Source organism: Paenarthrobacter nitroguajacolicus, assembly GCF_007786235.1.
In the GTDB taxonomy this organism is placed as follows: Bacteria; Actinomycetota; Actinomycetes; order Actinomycetales; family Micrococcaceae; genus Arthrobacter; species Arthrobacter nitroguajacolicus_A.
In genome coordinates this window covers 41455-62394 of sequence record NZ_VNFK01000004.1, presented here as the reverse complement: position 1 = coordinate 62394, position 20940 = coordinate 41455, and the positions used below count along the sequence as shown (strand labels likewise).

The window sequence follows — 20940 nt, the reverse complement described above, 5'->3', positions numbered from 1 at the left end:
CTGCCATGAAGACCCTCATCAGCAACGCCACCTTGGTGGACGGAACCGGAGCGGACCGCCGCCCAGCGGACGTCCTGCTGGACGGTGCGGTGATTGCCGCCGTCGTCGACGCCGGAAGCCTCACCGCAGCGGACACGGGCGCAGAGCGTGTCATCGATGCTACCGGGCTGGTCCTGAGCCCCGGTTTCATCGACATGCACGCACACTCGGACCTGCAACTGTTGGTCAACCGGGACCACTACGCCAAGCTCAGCCAAGGCGTCACCACGGAATTGCTGGGCCAGGACGGACTGTCCTATGCGCCCGTGGACGACGCCACACTGGCCGGTGTCCGGGAGAAAATCGCGGGCTGGAACGACAACCCGGCCGGCTTCGACTGGAACTGGCGGACCGTGGGCGAGTACCTCGACCGCCTCGACAGCGTAGAAGAGGGCGGCCGCATCGCCACCAACGCCGCCTACCTCGTACCCCAAGGGACCGTCCGGGCCATGGTGATGGGTTTCGCTGAAGGAGACCCCACGCCGGAGCAACAACAGCAGATGCAGGACGTCATCCGCACGGCGATGGAAGAGGGAGCCGTGGGAATGTCTTCGGGCCTGACCTATACGCCGGGTATGTACGCCCAGACCGAGGAACTGGCCGGGCTCCTCCGCGCGGTGGGTGAACTGGGTGGCTTCTACGCACCCCACCACCGTTCCTACGGCAAAGGCGCCTTGGGAGCCTACGGGGAGATGATCGGACTCAGCCGCGACACCGGCTGCGCCCTGCACCTGTCCCACGCCACCATGAACTTCGCGGAGAACAAGGGCCGTGCCGGGGAACTCCTGGAGCTGATCGACCAAGCCTTGGACCAGGGTGTGGACATCACCCTGGACACGTATCCGTACCTCCCGGGGGCCACGACACTCAGTGCCATTCTCCCGAGCTGGGCCTCATCCGGCGGCACCGAGGCCACCTTGGCCCGGCTGGCCGACCCCGGAACAAGAGCCAGAATCCGTGAAGCCGTGGAGGTCTACGGCTCCGACGGCTGCCACGGCGTCGTTGCCGAGTGGGACACCCTGGAGATCAGCGGAGTGCAGAACCCGGCGCTCGCAGGCTACGTGGGCAAGACCGTCCGGGACATCGCGGCCGAAGCCCGGCAGGATCCGTTCGACGTGTTCGCGCTCATCCTCACGGAAGACCGCCTCGGCACCGGCATCCTGCAACACGTCGGTCACGAGGAAAACGTCCAGGCCATCATGAAGCACCGCACCCACACCGGCGGCAGCGACGGACTCCTGGTCGGCGCCAAACCACACCCCCGCGCCTGGGGTACGTTCCCGCGCTACCTCGGCCACTACTCCCGCGACCTCGGCCTGCTCAGCCTCGAGGAAACAGTCCACCACCTTAGTGGCCGCCCCGCCGCCCGACTCAAGCTCCACAAGAGGGGACTGGTCCGCGAAGGCTACGCAGCCGACGTCGTGCTCTTCGACCCGGAGACCATCCGAGACGAAGCCACTTTTGAGAACCCCCGCCAAGCCGCCAGCGGCATCCAGTACGTCTTCGTCAACGGCACCGCAGCGATCGACGGCGGCCAGCCCACCGGCGCCCGCGCCGGCCGTGCCCTGCGCCGACACAGTGACGGCCTCACCCGAGAAGGACAACAATGACCCCCGAACAATTCCTCCAGCAGCTCGAAGCGGACCGCACCCTGGCCGTGGTCCGCGCCCCGTCCATCACCGATGCCGCGGATCTCTGCCGGGCACTGGCCGACGGCGGCATCCGCAGCGTCGAGCTCACGTTCACCACGCCGGATGTGCTCAAGCACGTCAAGCGCGCGGCGGAGACGGCGGCGGACCACGGTGCCGCCGTCGGAATCGGCACGGTGATGACCGGCGCCCAAGCCCGCGCAGCGATCGACGCCGGGGCGCAGTTCCTGGTGACGCCCGGCCTCAGGCCGGAGGTCGCCGCCGTCGCCGTGGCTGCGGGAATCCCGTTCAGCCTCGGCGCCATGACCCCCACCGAGGTGGCCCAAGCCCTGGACCTGGGTTCGGCCGCCGTCAAGATTTTCCCCGCCCGGCAGCTCGGTCCGGCGTACCTGAAGGACCTGCAGGGCCCGTACCCGGGCATCCGCTTGCTGCCTTCGGGGGGCATCGACGCCTCCAACGCCAAGAGCTACCTCGACGCCGGTGCTGCCGCAGTCTGCTGCGGCACCAGCGTAGTCCCGCCCGCAGCCGTCGCTGCAGGTGACTGGGCAGACATCGCGGCACGTGCCGCAGCCTTCACCGGCACCCTCAAGTAGGACTTACCCAGAAAGACTCGTCATGACTGAATTCCTTGAATGGCTGCGGCACGACACCGCCGGCCTGCTCCTCCTGGCAGGTGCCGGCATCGCCCTGCTGCTGTTCCTGATCATTAAGGTCAAGCTCGAACCGTTCATCGCCTTGGTGGGAACCGGTGTGATCGTGGCCCTGGTGGGTGGGATCTCCGTGGAAGCCCTGGTGGGCTCAGCGACCAAGAGCAGCGACGCCCTCATTGAGAAGGGCTTCGCAGGCATCCTTGGCCACATCACCGTGATCATCGGCCTCGGTACCGTGCTTGGCGCCATCCTGGAACGCTCCGGTGGTGCCGAAGTGCTGCTCGGACGGCTCGTGAAGATCTTCGGTGAAAAGGGCACCCCGCTCGCCATGGGCATCACCGGCTTTGTGCTGGGTATTCCGGTGTTCTTCGATATCGGCATCTTTGTCCTGGCGCCATTGGTCTATGTTGCCGCGATCCGTGGCGGCAAGTCCCTGGCAGTGTACGCACTGCCGCTGCTGGCAGGCCTCTCCGTGACGCACGCCTTCCTTCCGCCGCACCCCGGTCCCGTTGCTGCGGCCGGCCTGTTCGGCGTGGACCTCGGCTGGATCATCCTCATGGGCCTCATCTGCGGTATCCCGGCCTGGTTCGCTTCCGGCATCTTGTGGGGCACGTGGATCGGCAAGCGTGTGATGGTTTCCGTGCCGGAGGACCGCATTGTTCCCGAGGCCGAGGAAGCCAAGGGCCACGAACCGTCCATCGGCCTGGTGCTCCTGGCCATCGGCCTGCCCATGATCCTGATCCTCGGCGGAACCTTCGGCAACATCTTCGCTCCCGCAGGCACGTTCCGTGACGTCCTCCAGTTCTTCGGCAACCCGGCCATCGCGCTGACCGTCGCCGTGCTCCTGGCCATGTGGCTCCTGGGTATCCGGCGCGGCATGACTTCCGCCGAGCTCAGCGAAATCACGGGTTCCTCGTTGCGTCCGGTGGGCATGATCCTGCTGGTTGTCGGTGCCGGCGCCTTCTTCGGAGCAGTCCTCTCGGCCACCGGTGTGGGCAAAGCCGTGGCGGATTCACTGTCCCAGGCCGGCCTGCCGATCATCCTGTCCGCGTTCGTGATCAGCGCCGGCATGCGCATCGCGCAGGGCTCGGCCACGGTTGCGATCGTGACCACTGGCGGCATTCTCGCGCCGAGCCTGGCCTCGGGGTACTCGCAACCCCAGCTCGCGCTGATCGTGGTGGCCATTTCCTCGGGCTCCATCATCGCCAGCCACGTCAACGATGGCGGATTCTGGATCATTTCCAAGTACTTCAATATGTCCGTCAAGGACACCTTGAAGACCTGGACCGTGCTGGAAACCGTGCTGTCCATTGTGGGCTTCGGAATGGCGGCCCTGCTGTACACCTTCGTCAGGTGACCCCGCGGCACCCAACCCGGGTGCCGGCGTCGTGAGTTGGTGAGCCTGAAACCGGCACTTAAAACAAAGAGCTCCGGAGTGCGTTATTGGGGGATACGCACTCCGGAGCGGTCTTTGAGCAGGGGCTTTCGCCGTCCTGCAGTAATTACTCTACGTCGCGTGAGACCCCATTGCCACCACCTCGAATAAGTACTTTCGCTTTAGTTTTTATGTGCCGCTTCAGGCCTCTTTTTCTGGGGGACGATCAGCACTGGGCGGCGCTGGTGATGGCTGAGCCACGCCGCCACCGAACCGTTCAAGGCCTCGGAAATCCGATGGCCCAAACCAGGCTCGGGAGTACCCACAATGATCATGGAAGCATTGATATCGGAGGCCAAGCGGCCCAGGGCACGGGCGGGATCGCCGGCCAACAACCGCAACGTCCAATCCGCCGTGCCGCCACCCATGGCGTCACCGATCACTTTGCCAAGACCGTCACGAACGGCGGCGACATCCTCGTCATCCTTCTCCGGGTGAAGCGACATCCGGTGTGTCTCGCGCGACGGGTCCCACTCCACCAGATAACTGGCCTCATCCACATAAGCGCACACCAAGGGCACGCCGAGCTGCTCGGCGAGAGTCCGGGCGGTCTGCAGCACTTCCACATGCTGGTCCGGCAAGACGCCCACCACCAAGGGAATCCGTCCGCTGAAATTCTCCGCAGCCATACCCTTATTGTTGCGCCGCGGGGTGCCGTTGAACAGGCTGTTTCCCACCCAACCTAGGTGGGCGGAGACGGCTTGTTCCACGTGAGCCGCACCTTGAAGTTGGACGCCGTACTGGCCGAGGCAATAAACGCCCCTGCTTCCGCATGAAGGTCGATGCCGAACTCCACGCTGACCTCGTCCGGCCGGTTCTCCAGGCTCAGCAGCTCGTCGATCACGCCTTGAACCGCGGGACGGACATGCGCCAACGCCCGCTCGAAGGTCTGCTGGGCCCTCGCGAACACGCCCGAATGTTCGCCCGCGTGGTCGCCGCCCCTTGTCACCAGGCTCCCCGCTGCGCTCGCGACCTCCACAACCACCGTGCCGCCGTCGTCAGTGCTGAACTCAACCAACCTGCTCATGTTCCTGTCCTTTCTGCCGACCGTGGCCTCAGGCGGCGGGCGGCGACCAAGAGGCCGATACCGGCTGCGCACACCACCAAGAGCTGTATCAAGACGAAGTAGGCGTGCGTCCGATACCAGGATTCAAGGAACACCCCTTTGTCCTCGATCCAGACGAACGGAATGGTCACCGTGGGCCACAACAGCAACCATCCCAACGGTTGGGATTTCCGCGCTCGGATGGCCAGGATCCCAGCCCACAGCCCGAAGCCCGCGTGCACAAAGCTGGCCACGACGGCGGTCAGTTCCACGGTGTAATTGAGCCCTGACAGCCCGAAAACCGCCATGGACACCACCACGCCGGCCATCACCAGCCGTCCCAGCATGGTCCGATCCGGAAGTCCGGCAACCGCCAGCAGCAGGTACCCAAAGGGCGCGACCAAGCCATAAACCACACGGAGGGAGCCATCTCCGCCGCTCTCGTACCAGTAGTTGTCGTCGAACCACAGGAAGTAGATCGCGAAGCAAGCCCCGAGTCCGCCCGCCAAGGCCAGGGCTGCACCGCCCCAGGCGAGTGGAACCCAAGCGAGCGGCATCGGCACGGGTTCGTCATGCGGCGCCGGGCCAGGACGCGGCGCCGGGCCAGGACGAGGCGCCGAGTCGAGGCGGGACGCCGAAACGCCAGCGTCCGACGCCGGGACACCAGCAAGCGGCGCGGCACGGGGTGGGGTTGTGGCTGGCTTCGCTGTTTGCCTGGCGCTCGCTGCGGCAGCGGCGCTCTCCGGCGGTTTCCGCGGTGGCGTTGGTGGAGTTGGCGGCGGGGATACGGCGGTATATGAACCATGTGCCTCAGCATCGACCTCAGGTGCTTCAGGCTTGGGCGGTTCCTTAGGCTTGGCTTTCTCGATCTCAACCCGCGCCACAGTAGCGAGTCCATCGGGGTCAGCCGCAGCGGCATCCACTGACTCCAGTTCCGCAGACACATCCAACACCGCTTCCCAAGAGCCCAGGGACGAGTGGTAGCGCAGTTCGCCCTGCAGGTCGGAGATGCGTTGGCGGCGCTCGCAGTCCTGTTTCCGTGCCGCGGCCTCGGGGAACTCGGGATCGTCCTGGACCACGGCGAACCCGTCGGCGGCGGCCAGCCAGTCACCCGCCTCTTCTGCTTCAAGCGCTTCGCGGTATGCGCGGGCCATGTCCAGGCGTCTGCGTGCAGTGTCCCTCAGCGCAGGTGCGTCCCGGTAGTCCGGTTCGAGGGTGAGGAGGTCGTCGAACAACTCAACAGCCTGCTCGAAGCGTCGGGCGCGCAACTCTGCGGACGCCTGCACGTAGAGTGCCCGGAGCTGGGCGCGCTTCATTGCTTGGTCGGCGTTGGCCTGGGCTTGCGTGGCTTGGGTGGGGGCCGCCTGACCCGTGGCAGCTGGAACCGGAGCCGGACCGCCCTGGAACGCCGCCGCCGTCGTGCCTTCAACAAAAGCCGGCGCGCGCGGCGTGCCTTTCAGGGTGAACAGCTGCGTGGAACCGCCACGGACATAGAGGGCCGGTGTGACCCATTCGAGCGTGCCGTCCGGGCTGGCCATCACCGAGATCCTGCCGACGCGGGCGGCCTCGTCCACTGTCCTGCCGTTGGCTATGGCGGCGTAGAAACCGTGGGCGAACGCGATGGCCGCGTAGTCGCTGATGGCGAACTGCATGGCGGCCACGGCACCAATTCCGCTGCGAACAAGGGACGAGGCGGTGCCGGAGAAGAGATCCGATGGGCCCATTTCACCCGAGGAACACGAATTCAGCACCACCAGCCGTGGCCGTGGCGCGGCGACGCTGAGCAGCGCCATCAAGCGGACGGCGCGGACCATCGAGGCCCTGCCATCGGAGCCGACCAGCGCGATCCTGCCTTCGTCGGTCCGGGAGTCGTAGTCGCCGTGGCCTACAAAATGAACTACGTGCCAAGGACCCGCCAGCAGCATGGACTGCACGTCATCCCACGTCCCGCTCTTGGCCCAGACCAGCTCCACGCGGCCTTCCGCCACCGGCCCAGCGAGTGCCCTGCCCAGGTGTTCCTTTTCTGCGGCAACGTCCAAGGTAGGGAGGTCCCGGGGAGATGCAACAATTCCCAGGATGCGCAGCGGGGGAGCCACATCCAGGGGGTTCTGGTGGTAATCCGGCGCCGGGACGTGCCGAAGCAAGGGCTCGGTCTGGCAGAGGTACGTTTCAGTCTCCGGATCAAAGAGGGTTTCCCATGGCATGGTGGCAAGTTCGGGGGCCGCCAATCTCAGGACCACCCTGAGTTGTTGGCCGGCGTGCTGGGCGGCGCCCAAACTAGCCCGATACGTTCCGTAAACCTCGCGGGTAAACAGGGCCTGGAACAGTTCCTGGCCCACTTCGCGGACGGCCATCTCGGCCACGGGCATGGTCCGCCGGGCCGCGACGGCTGACGCCAGGACAGTGGCTTCGAGCTGCGGAAGCCGGTCCAGGATGCCATCCACATCCAAGGTGAACATTCCGGACGCGTGGCCTCCCGCCGGAGCACGGACCACGTGCACCGTGTATTCACCGCGTGCGGAGCCGGTATCTATTTCCAACTCGATGTCACAGTCCATCGCGGATCCCTTTTGCGAAGGGTGGGCCGGCTCCAGAACAGAGGGCCGGATGCCCTTACGAATAGATTGGCCCTTCGCTTCGCGCCTTACAAGGGCCCAACGGGTGCTGGCTCTTGAAGACACCACGGCCCCGGCCTACGGTTAATTCGACGAGAGGTGGTCCCGCGGTGGAAATCTACATGTGGTGGCTTGATCTGCACTTGGACAGCAAGGAATGGCTCCGCGAAAACCTGCGCGCAGAAGAACTTCCCTTGCAGGTTCTCCAACATATTGCCGAGGCCGGCGGACCTCACCCGGACAAGGTCAGCGGCGTGCTGACCTTGGCGGATTGGGACTTCATCGAGACGCAGTCGGAGTTCGTCGACTGACGCCGCCGGGGATTTCCCTGGGGCTGGCTTAGGCTTTGCGTGTGCCCACGGAATCCTTTGATGAACGCTTTACCGGTCCTACCCTCAACCAGGACCTCTGGGTGGACCACTATCTTCCCCAGTGGTCCGAGCCCGCCAGGTCCCGGGCCCGCTACGACTTCACCACCGATGGTTTGCGCTTGCGCATCGACGCCGACCAGATGCCATGGCGCGACGCCGACGGATCGTTTCGCGTCAGCAACCTCCAGACCGGGACCTTCTCCGGGGCTGTCGGCACCACCCGTGGCACGCATCGTCACCGGCTCGACGGGCTTCTGGTGGAAACTCCGCAGGTCACTCGCCGGCTGTGGACGCCCTCGTCCGGTGAACTGGAGGTGGTAGTGAGCGCTTCTGCCGACCCGACCTGCATGCTGGCAATCTGGCTGGTGGGATTCGAGGAGTCCGGTCCGGAAGATTCCGGGGAGCTGTGCGTCACCGAACTTTTCGGCGACAGGATCGGTCCCCTCAGCAGCACCGTTCGGGTGGGAATCAAAGCGCACCATGATCCTCGACTGACCGACGACGTCCGCGACATCGAGCTACCCATCGATGCCACGAAGCCGCACGCTTACGGTGTCCGGTGGTCCGGGGACGGAGTGGACTTCACGGTGGACGGACAGGTCATCATGAGCAGCCCACAACAGCTAGCCTACGAACAGCAGCTCATGATCGACCTCTTTGAATTTCCAGCCACGGAACAGCGGGAACCAAGGAACTACCCGAAGACCGCGATGGTTCACTCAGTGGCGGGGACCAGCGCCAGCTGACCGGCTACGGAGTTGTGTGGTCCGCTGTCGAGTCTGCCTCTACCGGGTCCGCTCCCACCACCCTGTTCCTGCCTTGCGCCTTGGCACTGTACAGGGCGGCGTCTGCCACGTTAATCATGAAAGCCAGGTCCGGGGCATCCGGTCCGGTAGAGGTAACGCCGTAACTGACAGTGGGGAACGGGAGGCCATCCGGACCGCGCTTTGCCGAAAGGCGGCTGCTGATCTCCCAGGCAATGGATTCGGCCCGCTCCTGCGTGGCTCCCGGAAGGAAGAGAATGAACTCTTCACCGCCGTACCGACCCACAAGGTCTGTAGACCGGACCGAGGCGGTGCAGGCGTCGGCGAAGGCGCGGAGGGCGACGTCACCGGCGGAGTGTCCGTGCTCATCATTGACTGCCTTGAAATTGTCCAGGTCGGCCAGGATCAGGGCCCCGCCCTGTTCGGGTGAGGCACGTACAAGGTGCCGGGCGGCCAGGTCCAGGAAAGCGCCCCTGTTGAGCAGGCCCGTCAGATGGTCGCGCTCGGCGCGTTCCCGGAGGCGGTTGATCAGCTGTTTGTTGCTGAGCGTGTTCATGGTGGAGGACACCGCCACCAGCAGGATCAGGTGCATCAGGGCGGCTGGTGCATAACCGAAATACGTTCGGAAGAATTCGCCCGCCGGACCTTCCAAGGCATACGCAATGGCCCTGCCCAAGTAATAGACGGCGGTTATTCCGGCCATGATGGACAGGAATTTCGTGATTCTGGACCGCGTGGGATTCGCGAACCAGAGCTCTACCGCGGCCATCAAGATTCCGGCCATCGTCAGAATCAGGTAAACCAAACCACCTGACCAGACGTTGGACCCTGGGTCATCCACCACCGACGCCAAGCCAGCCATCAGTGGCGCCGGCAACAACTGCCACAGGCCTACTTTGTGGCTCCGGAGCGTGCGGGCTCCGGCCCACACGCTGAAGGCTCCGGCCACCACCAGTGCCTTTGCAATGGGGCTGGCCCATAGTTGGGCTGGCGTGCCGTTCAGCAGGAAGGCGGCGTTGCCTAGGAAGAAAAGGCACAGGGCAACCCGCCACCAATCAGCGTAAGGAGACCGTTGCCGTCGGGAGGAGACGCTGGTGAGGACTATCAGGATCAAAGTCACCAGACCGAGGACCATCCTCACGGCGAAGGGGTCAAGGACTATGGCTCCTTCTTGCATTGAGACTCCACTCATGTCGTCGTCCCGCTACCGGCCGACGACCGTGGAACCCTCATCCATGGTTCTCAATTCTTGTCATCCCCGTTATTCACTTAACCCCCCAGCTTTGTTGCCGTGGCCGAATTTGGCCGCAAAGCCAACAGTCAAGCATGTTTTCTCCCTTTAGTGAACAGGGGACGAACAATTACATTCCGAGGACCAGCGCCCAGTGTACAAACTGCTATTCCGGTGCCCCGTTTTGCCCCTTTTGGGTCAGTTGCCGGCGTTGCCATTCATGAATGTCCGCGAGCCAATACAGCGGAGCGGATGGGCCCACCCTCGGGTCGCTGGTCACACCGCCGTCCCGCACGTCCTCCACATACGCGCGATCCTGTTCGATGCGTGCGGGCAGCTGACCTGCGCCGCCCACGGAACCATGGCCAGGGATGACAGCATCCACGTTGTTGACCACGCCTTCAAACAGCTGCAGTGCTGCGAGGTAGTCCCCGATCGGGTCGGCGGCCGCCAGGTCGAGGAACGGCATCAGGATGTCGGAAAGCATGTCACCGGCCACCAGGACGCGGCTCTCCTCGATCAATAGCGCCGCATGGCCAGGGGCGTGGGCTTGATGCTCGATGATCCGGACAGTGGGCCCTGCCCAGGGAATCTCCGCTGCATCGACGGGCAGGCCGGTGATGAGGCCCAGCAGGTCCATGGGGATCTCCCCGGCATACTCCGGCGGGAGTCCCTCAGCCACTTGGGCTTCCCAGTCCGCGCTGCCCAGCAGCTCACGCATGGCTGCCGCGCAGCGGGCCGTGCCGTAACGCGGTACGTCGCCGAAGCTTGCGTGCCAGAGAACGTGGTCCCAATCAGGATGAGTCGAGAACCCGGCGACCACGGACTGGCCCAACCCGCGAAGGTCATTTGCCAGGGATGTCATTTCACTGCTCGTGATGCCGGGGTCGATGAGCAAGACGCCGTCCCTGCCCTGCACAACAATTGAATTGCTCTGGATGAACTCGCTCTGGTGAACCAGAACGCCATCAGCGACTTCAGTAAGCATGAGGTACCTCCGCTTGTGGTGAGCAACCGCTTTTGTCGCGACGGTATTAGCTGGCACCCCTTTCCACAACCCACCAATAAACCGTTGCCACCCTTCCGCCCTGATGGTTCGATGGGGTTCATGGCTACCGCAGAGAGTTATGTCCTAGCGATCGGGACCAAGAAGGGCTTGTGGCTCGCAACCAGCCCAGACCGAAAAGAATGGTCCCTCTCCGGCCCGCACTTCCTGATGAGCGAGATACCCAGCATCGGGATAGACACGCGGGACGGCAAAACCAGGATTATGGTGGGCGTCCGTTCCGAGCACTGGGGTCCCACCGTGGCCCACTCCGATGACCTCGGCACCACCTGGACCGAGCCCGAGCAAGGCGCCATCAAGTTCCCGGATGGCACTGACGCTGCCCTGGAGCGCGTCTGGCAGATCCACCCCGACGCCGACTCCCGCCCTGGCGTTGTATGGGCTGGTTGCGAGCCGATTTCAGTGTGGAAATCAACCGACGGCGGCGAGCACTTCGAGCTGAACCGCGGACTCTGGGACCACCCCCACCGCAGTGAGTGGGGTGCTGGCTACGGTGGCGCGGCGGCGCACTCGATTGTGGTGGACCCGTCCGGTGAGAAGGTGCACATCGCCATGAGCACGGGCGGCGTTTACAGATCGCTCGACGGCGGTACGTCCTGGGAGCCTCGCAATAAGGGAATCTCTGCCTACTTCATGCCCGATCCCAACCCCGAATTCGGCCAGTGCGTTCACAAGATCGCGGCGGATGCCGCCGTCGAGGGCCGTTTGTACGCGCAGAACCATCACGGTGTGTACCGCACGGACGATGACGGCGAGAACTGGGACTCCATCGCGGAGGGGCTGCCCGCCGACTTTGGGTTCGTCATGCTGACCCATCCCCGTCGAGAGGGCACGGCCTGGGTCATTCCGTTGAAGGCCGATGGCGAACGCATCCCCCCAGACAGCAAGCTCAGCGTGCACCGCACCGATGATGCCGGCAACTCGTGGACTGAACTCCATGCGGGCCTGCCGGACCACGAGTACAACGCCGTGCTTCGCGATGCCGCGGCCGTGGATACCGCCGAGCCCGTGGGCGTGTATTTCGGCACCCGGGGCGGGTCCGTGTACGCCAGCGCCGACGAGGGCGGCACCTTTACTGAAGTGGTATCGCACCTGCCGGACGTGCTGTGCGTCAGGGCCGCCGTCGTGGTTGGTCAGCAAAGCAGCGCCGCGCGTGCGGCACATGCCAGCGCTCCGGTACCCGGTTAGGCCCGTTGTGGCTGACTTTACGGTCCTGTTGCCTGGCGTCCTGCAGCCGCTCGTCGGCGGACAGTCCTATCTGACTGCGTCCGCCGACGGGGCTGTGACCGTTGGACAGTTGCTGGACTCGGTAACCGAGGATTATCCGGTGCTGGCCAGGCGTTTGCGTGATGAAACCGGGGCGCTGCGCCGCTACGTGAATATTTACGTGAACGGCGACGAGATCCGGCGTGGGAAAGGTCTTGAAACGGAGGTTGCGGCCGGCCAGGAGGTCTTGATTATCCAGTCCGTGGCCGGTGGCTGAGCGGGTGTTTGGGGTCGAGCCGGGGTTCAGGCGACGCGCCAAACGCTGCATTCGTCGGTATTGATGGCTTTCCTCATGCCCGAGACGTGGTCCATGATCCAGACGACGCCGATTCCCGGTGCCGTTTCCTGGACCCGTCCGCGGCGGATGACCACGTCATCGTAGGCGGGACCCACGGACAGGCGGGCTTCGATCTCGTCTCCGCGGTGGAGCTGGCTGATCGCTCGTATTCGTGTTGTGTGAGTTTTGGCTTCCTTCAGCATGGTGTCCTCCTGGCTGGAGCTGGTGCCTGCACTTGCCGGCTATTCCAGTGTGGCGGTGCATTGTTGCCACGGTATTTCGGCGTGGTTAGGGTCCGGTTAGCATTCCGGGATGGTTGCGTTTCCGCCTGCCCAGCCCTGCCTTCCGGGTACACTGCCGCGGCGGCTGTAGCCTGATCTCGGTTCTTGAGACTCACAGGAACCACAGGCTCCGTCCCCGGGAGATTTCATGGGTGTTTTGCGGCGATCAATCGCGCTGTCCACAGGCTTGGTGGTGCTTGCCACCGGCCTGTTTTTCGTACAGGCCCCTGCCACGGCCGTACCAGCACCGGGACCGGATAATCCGAATGTCCAGTTCGTGGAGGGAACGCCGCACTCGGAGCATACGTTCGACGCGCCTCCGACTGACGCGGCGCCGAAGGGACAGGCCGACGTCGAATCCCTCCTCCGCGACGGCGCGGCGGCGGCCGGTCCGGGAGGGGACATCCGTGTCCGGCTCGTGACGGCAAAGCTTGCTGACAACGCCAACCCGGTGTCCATGGCGGAGGCCGAAAAGGCAGTGGTGGCAACCAGTAACTACTGGAAGGCGATGACGGCCAACAAGCTGTCCATGACGGTGAACAGCAAGGTAGCCGGACACCAGTCCAAAGCCAGGTCCACGGACAGCTACAGCACCATCATGTCCACCATCACCAGTGAGCTGAAGTGGGCAGCCACTCCGTACACCGCGCTGGTCATCTTTATCCCCACGGCCACGTTGTCCGGAAACGCTCTTGGCGCAGGCTACAGCAGCGGCAGTTACAGCGGCCGCGTACTCATGCCGCAGATCAGCGCGTTCTCCAACAACGTCATGAGCCACGAATTCGGGCATGTCATTGGCTTGATGCACGCTGATGCGCTGCAGTGCGCCAGCGGTGCGTCCGACGTCGGGGTCAACAGCAGCGGGCAGTTCACCGACCCGTCCTGCTACATCCGCGAGTACGGCGACACGACTGACATCATGGGCGCGGCCCAGTATGCCCAGCCGGTGGTCAGTTCCACGTTCTGGGATTACGCAGGCCTGGGCCGGGGAGACGAAATCCGCGATGTCGGGGTCGCCACGGGAGTGAAGAGCTACACGCTGAAGCCATGGGGCGGGACCGAAGCCCAACGCGCCATCAAGTTCACCGACCCCGTCAGCCGCGAAGTCTATTACCTGGAACTTCGGCAGCCTGTGGGGGCTTACGACAGCTACCTTTCAGGCGGCAACAAGGGCGTCAAAATCGTCCAGCGCGGCGGCGCCACCATTGCCTCATCGCTCATCCTCATGCCCAGCACCACACCCTTCGCGGGTTGGTACAGCAAGAATCACGCCTGGCAGGCCGGAAGTACGTTCACCACCTACACGGGCACCAAAGTCACCATCAATGCGGTCAGTGAAACCTCTGCGACAATCACCATCAACGCCGATCCCAAACTGAAGACGCGGATCAGCTTCTCAGCCGGCGATTTCGATGGCGACAAACTGGCCGACATGATTTCCCGCGAAGCGGATGGCTCGTTGCTCCTGTTCCGAGGGCTTCCGGGCAACAGGCTCAAGGACTCCGTGCAGATCGGGTCGGGATGGGACATTTTCAACGCGGTGCTGGGCACGTCCGATTTCAACGGCGACGGTTTCCCGGACATCCTTGCCCGATCCAGCGACGGCGCCTTGTGGCTGTATCCGGGCAACGGCAAGGGCGGTTTCCTGCCCAGGGCCCAAGTAGGTGTGGGTTGGCAGGGCTTCACCCAACTGCTGGCTCCGGGCGACTTCAACGGTGATTCCCGAAGCGACGTAATGGCCGCCGACCCCGACGGCCGCCTCTGGCTGTATCCCGGGAACGGCGCGGGCGGGTTCCAAGCCCCACTCCAAGTGGGCCAAGGCTGGGACTCCTTCAACAACCTCGCCCCGGCAGGTTCCTTCGGCGGAGGGTCTGCCGGACTCCTGGCCCGCTCCACAGACGGCACCCTCTACGTCTACCCGGGCAACGGCAAGGGCGGCTTCCTGCCGCGTGCCGCCGTCGGGACAGGCTGGAACCTGGCCGGTGACATCATGGGCGGCCAGGACTTTACCGGCGACAGAATCGCTGATGTCCTTGCCAATGGTTCCCAGCTGAGCCTCTACCCGGGCGACGGTGCGGGCTTCGCCGACCGCTTGACGATCGGCACAGGCTGGAACCAGTTCAGCCAGGTCTGGGAAGCGGGAGATTTCGACGGCGATGCTGTCGCCGATATTTTGGCCCGCGGCACCGATGGTGCGTTGTGGCTTTACCCGGGCAACGGTTCGGGCGGCTTCCTGCCGCGCGTCCAGGTCGGATCGGGATGGAACGTCTTCACGGCGGTCCTGAGCGCCGGCGATTTCGACGGCGATGGTCGCCCCGACCTCATTGCCAGGGCTTCCGATGGGCTGCTATGGCTGTACCCGACCGACGGCAAGGGGCAGTTCCTGGCCCGCAAGCAGATCGGAACGGGCTGGCAAGGGTTCACCCAGGTGCTGGCTCCGGGCGACTTCTCGGGAGATGGCCGGGCTGACATCGTGGCACGGGCCGCTGATGGGGCCCTGTGGCTCTACCCGGGCAATGGTGCCGGTGGATTCCAGCCGTGGCGGCAGATCGGCACAGGCTGGAACATCTTCAACGCGGTCATGCAGGGTGGCGACTTCAACGGCGACGGTCGGGAAGACATCATGGCACGCGGGACGGACGGTGTTCTCTGGCTCTACCCCGGCAACGGAAACGGTGGTTTCCTGGCGCGTTCCTCCCTGGGTTCCGGCTGGAACATGTTCACGTCCTACGCGGCTCTCGGCAAAGGCTTCACGGGAACGGGCGATCCATCGGTGGTGGGGGTGGCCGGAGACGGGACGTTGCTGATGTACTCCGGCACAGGGGCCGGAAAGTTCAAGCCTGTGGTGCTGAACCCGCGGTAGGTTGTTGGGCTCGGCAGGACGCAGAAATGCCCGGTACGTCAGGAGACATACCGGGCATTTCTGCGTCGCAGGGTTCCTACTTATGCAAGCCGAGCTCGGCGGTGGGAACCTTGGCTGATTCGCGGGCTGTCAGGGCCGAAACGGCTGCGATTGCGCAGATGACGGCGGTGAAGATGGAGATCTGGACCCATCCGCCGGGCTTGGTGCCACCCAGTGCGGTCACGATGGCCGGGGCGAAGCCTGCCATGAGGAAGCCGAGCTGCGTACCGATGGCCAGTCCGGAGAAGCGAACCTTGGTGCTGAACATTTCACCGTAGAAGGACGGCCAAACAGCGTTGGCGGCAGCGTACCCGCAGGAGAAGAACACGATGGAGACCAAGAACATCAGCGGGACATTGCCGGACTCGAGAGTCAGCAGGAAGACCGGGGTCATGATCGCGCTGGCTACGGCTCCGTAGATGAAGACGGGCTTCCGGCCGATCTTGTCCGCCAGCATGCCGAACAGTGGCTGGGTTCCGAGGGCAACCACGTTGGCCGCAACCACCAGCCACAGGGTGATGGTGCTGTTGACGTGGGCAACGTCCTGGGCGTACTTGATGGCCAAGGTTCCAAACACCGTGCTCACTGCGGCGATGAAGGCGCAGCAGACAACGCGGAGAACGTCGCGCCAGTGCAGGCGCAGAAGATCGGCAACGGGGAGCTTGGAGATTTCATTGTTCTTCTTGGCTTCGGCGAATGCCGGCGGCTCGTGCAGGGTGCGGCGGATGAAGAATGCCACCAGTACTACTACGGCGCTCAGCCAGAACGGGATGCGCCAGCCGATGCCGTACTTGATCTCGTCCGGCAATGCCACGACGGGGATGAAGACGAGGGCTGCCAGGATCTGGCCGCCTTGGGTACCGGTCAGGGTCCACGAGGTGAAGAACGAGCGGCGGTTGTCCGGGGCATGTTCCAGCGTCATGGAGGAAGCGCCGGCCTGCTCGCCGGCGGCCGAGAGGCCCTGGCAGAGACGGGCGAGTACCAGCAGGACGGGCGCCCACCAGCCGATGGTCTTGAAGTCGGGGAGGCATCCGATCACGAAGGTGGCGGCACCCATCAGGACGAGGGTGAACATGAGGACCTTTTGCCGTCCGATCCGGTCACCGAAGTGGCCCAGGATGACAGCGCCGACGGGGCGGGCCACGTAGGCGAAGCCGAAGGTCGCGAAGGACATGATGGCCGCGTTGGCGTCTGCGTCCGGGAAGAACACGTGGGGGAAAATCAGGGCGGCAGCCGAGCCGAAGATGAAGAAGTCGTAGTACTCGACGGCGCTGCCCAGGAAGCTGGCAAGCGCGGCTTTCTTGGGGGTTCCGGTGGTTGTTTCAGTGCCTGGCGTCGCTGACGGCATTGTTTGGCTCATGGGAGGTTCCTTCTGTGACGACGATGTCGCGGATCTAGCTTCTTAGGGAAGACCAGAGCGAGGTGCGGCCGGATCATCCCGAAAGTAACCACATGGTGAGAGCTACTTGTGCAATACAGCAATAGTGGCTGTGAGTGGGGTCACTTGTCAAGAGATGTCACCACCATCTAGAAATAGCTCTCACTATGTGAGAGCATCGAGTTATGAGTGTGAAAGAGGACACAAAGACCGACATGGTCGGCAAAGCCCTGAGCCTGCTGGTACTTCTGGGCAATGAACCGCGTGGTGCAAGCGCGGCGGATCTGGCCAGGAGTGCCAGCCTGCCGTTCAGCACCACCTATCGCCTGCTGGGTTCGCTCACGCGTGATGGCTTCGTCGACTACGAGCCGGATGGGCGCCGTTACCACTTGGGTTTGCGGGTGTTCCAACTCGGCCAACGGGTTTCGAATCACCACGGCTTTGCAGCAACAGCACTGCCTGTCCTCCAGCGGGTCACCGAGCGCACTAACGAGGCCACCATCCTGTCTGTCCGCGACGGCAACCATCACCTCACGGTCAACAAGGTGGACGGCCCCAAGACCTTCCGCGTCACCAGCGACCCCGGCCATCTGGGTGCGCTGCACACAACCTCCGTGGGCAAGGCGATCGTCGCTTTCGAGGACGAGATCGAGCGGAAGCGTCTCCTGGAGGAGCTCCCCCTGGATCCCCTGACCGAGCACTCCATTACTGACCGCGACAAGTTCCGCGAGGAGATCGAGCAGGTTCGTCGCCAGGGCTACGCCGTGATGGATGAAGAAAACGAGATCGGCATGCGCGCCGTGGCCGTGCCGGTCCTCAACTCCCAGGGCCATGCTTTCGCGTCACTGGCCACTGCGGTGCCGGTCTTCCGCCTCACCATGGAGGAACTCATCGCCCATGTGCCCACCCTGCAGGAAGCCGCGGCTGAACTCGCGGCCCGCCTGCCCCAGCGCTGATCCCAACTGACTGGCATTTGTGGTTGTTATCAGCGCTCAGAACAACCACAAATGTCAGCTAGTTGAGTGCGCGCCCCCAAGATGTTCGCGATAAGAACAAGCGTGCGGAATATGAACACTTGTAGTAACCTAAATAACACCCCGGGAAGCGGCGCCCCAGAAAGCGCCAAACGCCCGGCGGTGCTGAAGTCAAAGGAGCTTTAGGATGAGCAACCGAGCCGAGTCCGTTCTGGTGGGCCTCATAGGCGAAGGCGTCATGCCGTCGCTCACGCCGCCCATGCACGAACGCGAAGCCGATGTGCAGGGCCTTCGCTTGCTGTACCGCCCCATCGACCTGCTGGAACTCGCATTGCCGGCCGCCGCCGTCGGGGACCTCCTCACCGCAGCCCAGCGCCTGGGCTTCAACGGACTGAACATCACGCACCCGTGCAAGCAGCTGGTGCTTGGGCACCTTGATGAAATTTCCGACGACGCCGCGCGCCTGGGTGCCGTCAATACCGTCCTGATCCAGGACGGCCGGTTCATCGGACACAACACGGACTTCTCCGGCTTCGGTTCGGCCTTGAGGGATGGACTTCCGGACGCCACCTTGGGCCGCGTCGTCCAGCTTGGCGCCGGCGGGGCCGGTTCGGCCGTCGCTTACGCGCTCCTTAAGGCCGGTGTCACCACCCTGGACCTGGTGGACGTGGATCCTGCCCGCGCGGCGGAACGTGCCGCTGAGCTGGGCGAACTCTTCCCCACAGCCGTCGTCACGCCCCGCACAACCGCAGAGCTGAGCGACATCATGCACCTCGCGGACGGCCTGGTGCACTGCACGCCGATCGGCATGGCCGCACACCCGGGCCTGCCCCTGGACATCGAACTCCTGGAACCACGCCACTGGGTAGCGGACATCGTCTACCGCCCCATCGATACACAGCTGGTCCGCGAGGCGCGGGCCAAGGGCTGCAAAGTCCTCGACGGCGGCAGGATGGCTGTGGGCCAGGCGGCCGACGCCTTCCAGCTCATCACTGGTCGCGAAGCCGACCGCGACCGCATGCGGGCACATTTCCTGGAGCTGATCGCGGTAGAAGACGCCGCCGCCGCCCGGGCCCCTGAGCTGACGAAGGCAGGCCACTGATGCGCACCGGAATCGCCACGGTCTGCCTGTCCGGCACCCTGAAGGAGAAGATGCAGGCCTGCGCCATTGCGGGCTTCGACGGCATCGAGATCTTCGAGCAGGACCTCGTCACGTCCCCGCACATCCCGGAGGAAGTCCGGACGATGGCCGCCGACCTCGGCTTGGGCCTCGATCTGTACCAGCCGTTCCGGGATTTCGACGGCGTCACCCCGGACCTGCTCAAAGCCAACCTTCGCCGGGCGGAGGCCAAGTTCAAGCTCATGTCCCGCTTGGGCATGGACACCATCCTGGTCTGCTCCAACGTGGCCACGGCAACCATCGACGACGACGAACTCCGCGCCTCCCAGCTGGCCGAACTCGCCGAGCTGGCCGGGGATCACGGCGTCAAGGTTGCCTATGAAGCCTTGGCCTGGGGCAAATACGTCAACGACTATGAGCATGCGTACCGCCTGGTGGAGATGGTGGACCATCCCAACCTTGGCACCTGCCTGGACTCGTTCCACATCCTCTCCCGCGACTGGGACACTGCGCCGATCGAGCAGATCAACGCGGAGAAGATCTTCTTCGTCCAGGTGGCCGACGCCCCCAAGCTCTCCATGGACGTGCTGTCCTGGAGCCGCCATTACCGAGTGTTCCCCGGCGAAGGGCAGTTCGATCTCGCCAAGTTCATGGGCCACGTGGTCCGCGCCGGCTACACGGGCCCGGTGTCCCTGGAAGTGTTCAACGACGTGTTCCGCCAGTCGGACGTTGAGCGCACGGCCGTGGATGCCATGCGTTCCCTGATCTGGCTGGAGGAGCAGAGCGCCAAGTGGCTCGCAAGCACCTCCAGCGAAACCGCAGCAGGCAACGGCAGCGCGTCCCGCCGTCGTTATCCCATGGAACTGGCCACGCTGCCCAAGGTGAACGAACCCGCCGGCTTCAACTTCGCCGAGGTCAAGGCCGACGACACCGCGCAGCTGGAGAAGCTCCTGGGCCAACTCGGCTTCGAATTCGAGGGCCGCCACCGCACCAAGGATGTCCAGCTCTGGACCATGGGCCAAGCTCGCGTGATCATCAACGAGCAAGCGGCCTCGCACTCGGAACCGGCTATCGCCGCTTTGGGGTTCGACGTCGATTCGCCAGTGATTGCCTCCGCTCGGGCCCAGCAACTCAAGGCGCCCGTGGTGGCCCGCAAGGTCCAAGCCGACGAAGAAGTCTTCCAAGGCATCTCCGCACCGGACTCCACCGAAATCTTCCTCTGCCAGGGAAGCCCGGACGGCACCGCCGCGTGGACCCACGAGTTCGGCGAGGGCTTGGAACACGTTTCCAGCGCGCAGAACGCTGTGATTGACCACGTGAACCTCGCCCAGCCGTGGCAGCACTTTGACGAAGCCGTCCTCTTCTACACCAGCGCTTTGGCCTTGGAACCGCAGCCGTTTGCCGAAGTTCCCAGCCCCAGCGGCTTGGTGCGCTCGCAGGTCATGGAGACCACGGATGGGGCTGTCAGGCTGGTGCTCAACCTGGCGCCGGCACAGCAAGCGCAAAGCGCCCGCAAAACGTACCAGGAACACATCGCCTTCGCCGTGGGCGACCTCGTGGCCACGGCCCGGTCCGCACGGGATCGCGGCCTCGAGTTCCTCCAGATTCCCGCCAATTACTACGAGGACCTGGACGCCCGGTTCGATCTCGAACCCGGCTTCCTGGCCACCCTCAAGGAACTCAACCTCCTGTATGACCGGGACGCCAACGGCGAATTCCTCCACTTCTACACCGCCACCGTGGGCAGTGTGTTCTTCGAAATGGTGGAGCGTCGAGGCAACTACGACGGTTACGGGGCGCCCAACGCTCCGGTGCGCCACGCCGTCCAATACGACTCGCTCCACCGGGCCTAGGCCCGCTGCCCATAAACCACAGAG

At 64.3% G+C, this 20940-nt stretch carries 18 protein-coding genes; 11 read left to right on the top strand and 7 right to left on the bottom strand.

The annotated features are described in order from the left end of the window. Window positions 1-5: 5 nt before the first annotated feature. The 3 genes from FQP90_RS06015 to FQP90_RS06005 are packed head-to-tail and all read left to right on the top strand — an operon-like array spanning window position 6 to window position 3695. Window positions 6-1649, top strand: coding sequence for an N-acyl-D-amino-acid deacylase family protein (locus FQP90_RS06015; RefSeq protein WP_144648788.1), 1644 nt, complete (start codon window positions 6-8; stop codon window positions 1647-1649). Continuing rightward, entirely contained in the window at window positions 1646-2281 is a 636-nt protein-coding gene (locus FQP90_RS06010) for a bifunctional 4-hydroxy-2-oxoglutarate aldolase/2-dehydro-3-deoxy-phosphogluconate aldolase (protein ID WP_144648787.1), read from the top strand. Before FQP90_RS06015 ends, FQP90_RS06010 begins: the two co-directional genes overlap by 4 nt. 22 nt (window positions 2282-2303) lie before the next feature. After that, window positions 2304-3695: a GntP family permease gene (locus FQP90_RS06005; protein ID WP_144648786.1), complete on the top strand. Its 1392-nt coding sequence runs from the start codon at window positions 2304-2306 to the stop codon at window positions 3693-3695. A 200-nt stretch (window positions 3696-3895) separates the two neighbouring features. Here FQP90_RS06005 and FQP90_RS06000 read toward each other — a convergent pair whose 3' ends face one another. From FQP90_RS06000 to FQP90_RS05990, 3 genes are read right to left on the bottom strand one after another with little or no spacing between them, the layout of a single operon-like run. Then, window positions 3896-4402, bottom strand: coding sequence for a universal stress protein (locus FQP90_RS06000; RefSeq protein ID WP_144648785.1), 507 nt, complete (start codon window positions 4400-4402; stop codon window positions 3896-3898). 53 nt (window positions 4403-4455) lie between these two features. Next, the gene (locus tag FQP90_RS05995; protein WP_144648784.1) at window positions 4456-4800 is read right to left on the bottom strand and encodes a CU044_2847 family protein; all 345 of its coding nucleotides are present in this window, start codon (window positions 4798-4800) and stop codon (window positions 4456-4458) included. After that, entirely contained in the window at window positions 4797-7376 is a 2580-nt protein-coding gene (locus tag FQP90_RS05990) for a CHAT domain-containing protein (protein ID WP_144648783.1), read from the bottom strand. Before FQP90_RS05990 ends, FQP90_RS05995 begins: the two co-directional genes overlap by 4 nt. Window positions 7377-7543: 167 nt before the next feature. Here FQP90_RS05990 and FQP90_RS05985 point away from each other — a divergent pair, with 167 nt between their 5' ends. Continuing rightward, window positions 7544-7744, top strand: a complete 201-nt coding sequence (locus FQP90_RS05985; RefSeq protein ID WP_144648782.1) for a hypothetical protein — start codon at window positions 7544-7546, stop codon at window positions 7742-7744. Between the two features lie 41 nt (window positions 7745-7785). Then, window positions 7786-8550 carry a family 16 glycosylhydrolase gene (locus FQP90_RS05980; RefSeq protein ID WP_144648781.1) on the top strand — a complete coding sequence of 255 codons (765 nt, stop codon included), beginning with the start codon at window positions 7786-7788 and terminating at the stop codon, window positions 8548-8550. A gap of 4 nt (window positions 8551-8554) precedes the next feature. Here the strand turns inward: FQP90_RS05980 and FQP90_RS05975 are convergent, their stop codons facing one another. Further along, window positions 8555-9760: a GGDEF domain-containing protein gene (locus FQP90_RS05975; protein WP_144648780.1), complete on the bottom strand. Its 1206-nt coding sequence runs from the start codon at window positions 9758-9760 to the stop codon at window positions 8555-8557. A 205-nt stretch (window positions 9761-9965) separates the two neighbouring features. Beyond that, the gene (locus FQP90_RS05970; protein ID WP_144648779.1) at window positions 9966-10787 is read right to left on the bottom strand and encodes an MBL fold metallo-hydrolase; all 822 of its coding nucleotides are present in this window, start codon (window positions 10785-10787) and stop codon (window positions 9966-9968) included. A 111-nt stretch (window positions 10788-10898) separates the two neighbouring features. Here FQP90_RS05970 and FQP90_RS05965 point away from each other — a divergent pair, with 111 nt between their 5' ends. Beyond that, window positions 10899-12053 (top strand): WD40/YVTN/BNR-like repeat-containing protein, encoded by a 1155-nt coding sequence (locus FQP90_RS05965; RefSeq protein ID WP_144648778.1) that lies wholly within the window; start codon window positions 10899-10901, stop codon window positions 12051-12053. Window positions 12054-12060: 7 nt separating this feature from the next. Continuing rightward, window positions 12061-12348 (top strand): MoaD/ThiS family protein, encoded by a 288-nt coding sequence (locus tag FQP90_RS05960; RefSeq protein ID WP_144648777.1) that lies wholly within the window; start codon window positions 12061-12063, stop codon window positions 12346-12348. 26 nt (window positions 12349-12374) lie between these two features. Here FQP90_RS05960 and FQP90_RS05955 read toward each other — a convergent pair whose 3' ends face one another. Then, window positions 12375-12611, bottom strand: a complete 237-nt coding sequence (locus FQP90_RS05955) for a hypothetical protein (RefSeq protein WP_144648776.1) — start codon at window positions 12609-12611, stop codon at window positions 12375-12377. A gap of 226 nt (window positions 12612-12837) precedes the next feature. On the opposite strand from FQP90_RS05955, the gene FQP90_RS05950 reads away from it, so the two are divergent. Continuing rightward, entirely contained in the window at window positions 12838-15552 is a 2715-nt protein-coding gene (locus FQP90_RS05950; RefSeq protein WP_144648775.1) for an FG-GAP-like repeat-containing protein, read from the top strand. Between the two features lie 76 nt (window positions 15553-15628). On the opposite strand, the gene FQP90_RS05945 is transcribed toward FQP90_RS05950, so the two are convergent. Beyond that, window positions 15629-16951: an MFS transporter gene (locus tag FQP90_RS05945; protein ID WP_144648774.1), complete on the bottom strand. Its 1323-nt coding sequence runs from the start codon at window positions 16949-16951 to the stop codon at window positions 15629-15631. A gap of 203 nt (window positions 16952-17154) precedes the next feature. On the opposite strand from FQP90_RS05945, the gene FQP90_RS05940 reads away from it, so the two are divergent. The 3 genes from FQP90_RS05940 (at window position 17155) to FQP90_RS05930 (ending at window position 20916) form a co-directional block, all read left to right on the top strand. Beyond that, on the top strand, window positions 17155-17925 hold the full coding sequence (locus FQP90_RS05940) for an IclR family transcriptional regulator (protein WP_144648773.1): 771 nt from the start codon (window positions 17155-17157) through the stop codon (window positions 17923-17925). 205 nt (window positions 17926-18130) lie between these two features. Then, on the top strand, window positions 18131-19045 hold the full coding sequence (locus tag FQP90_RS05935; protein WP_144648772.1) for a shikimate dehydrogenase: 915 nt from the start codon (window positions 18131-18133) through the stop codon (window positions 19043-19045). After that, window positions 19045-20916 (top strand): bifunctional sugar phosphate isomerase/epimerase/4-hydroxyphenylpyruvate dioxygenase family protein, encoded by a 1872-nt coding sequence (locus FQP90_RS05930; RefSeq protein WP_144648771.1) that lies wholly within the window; start codon window positions 19045-19047, stop codon window positions 20914-20916. Before FQP90_RS05935 ends, FQP90_RS05930 begins: the two co-directional genes overlap by 1 nt. The last annotated feature ends 24 nt before the right edge of the window (window positions 20917-20940 follow it).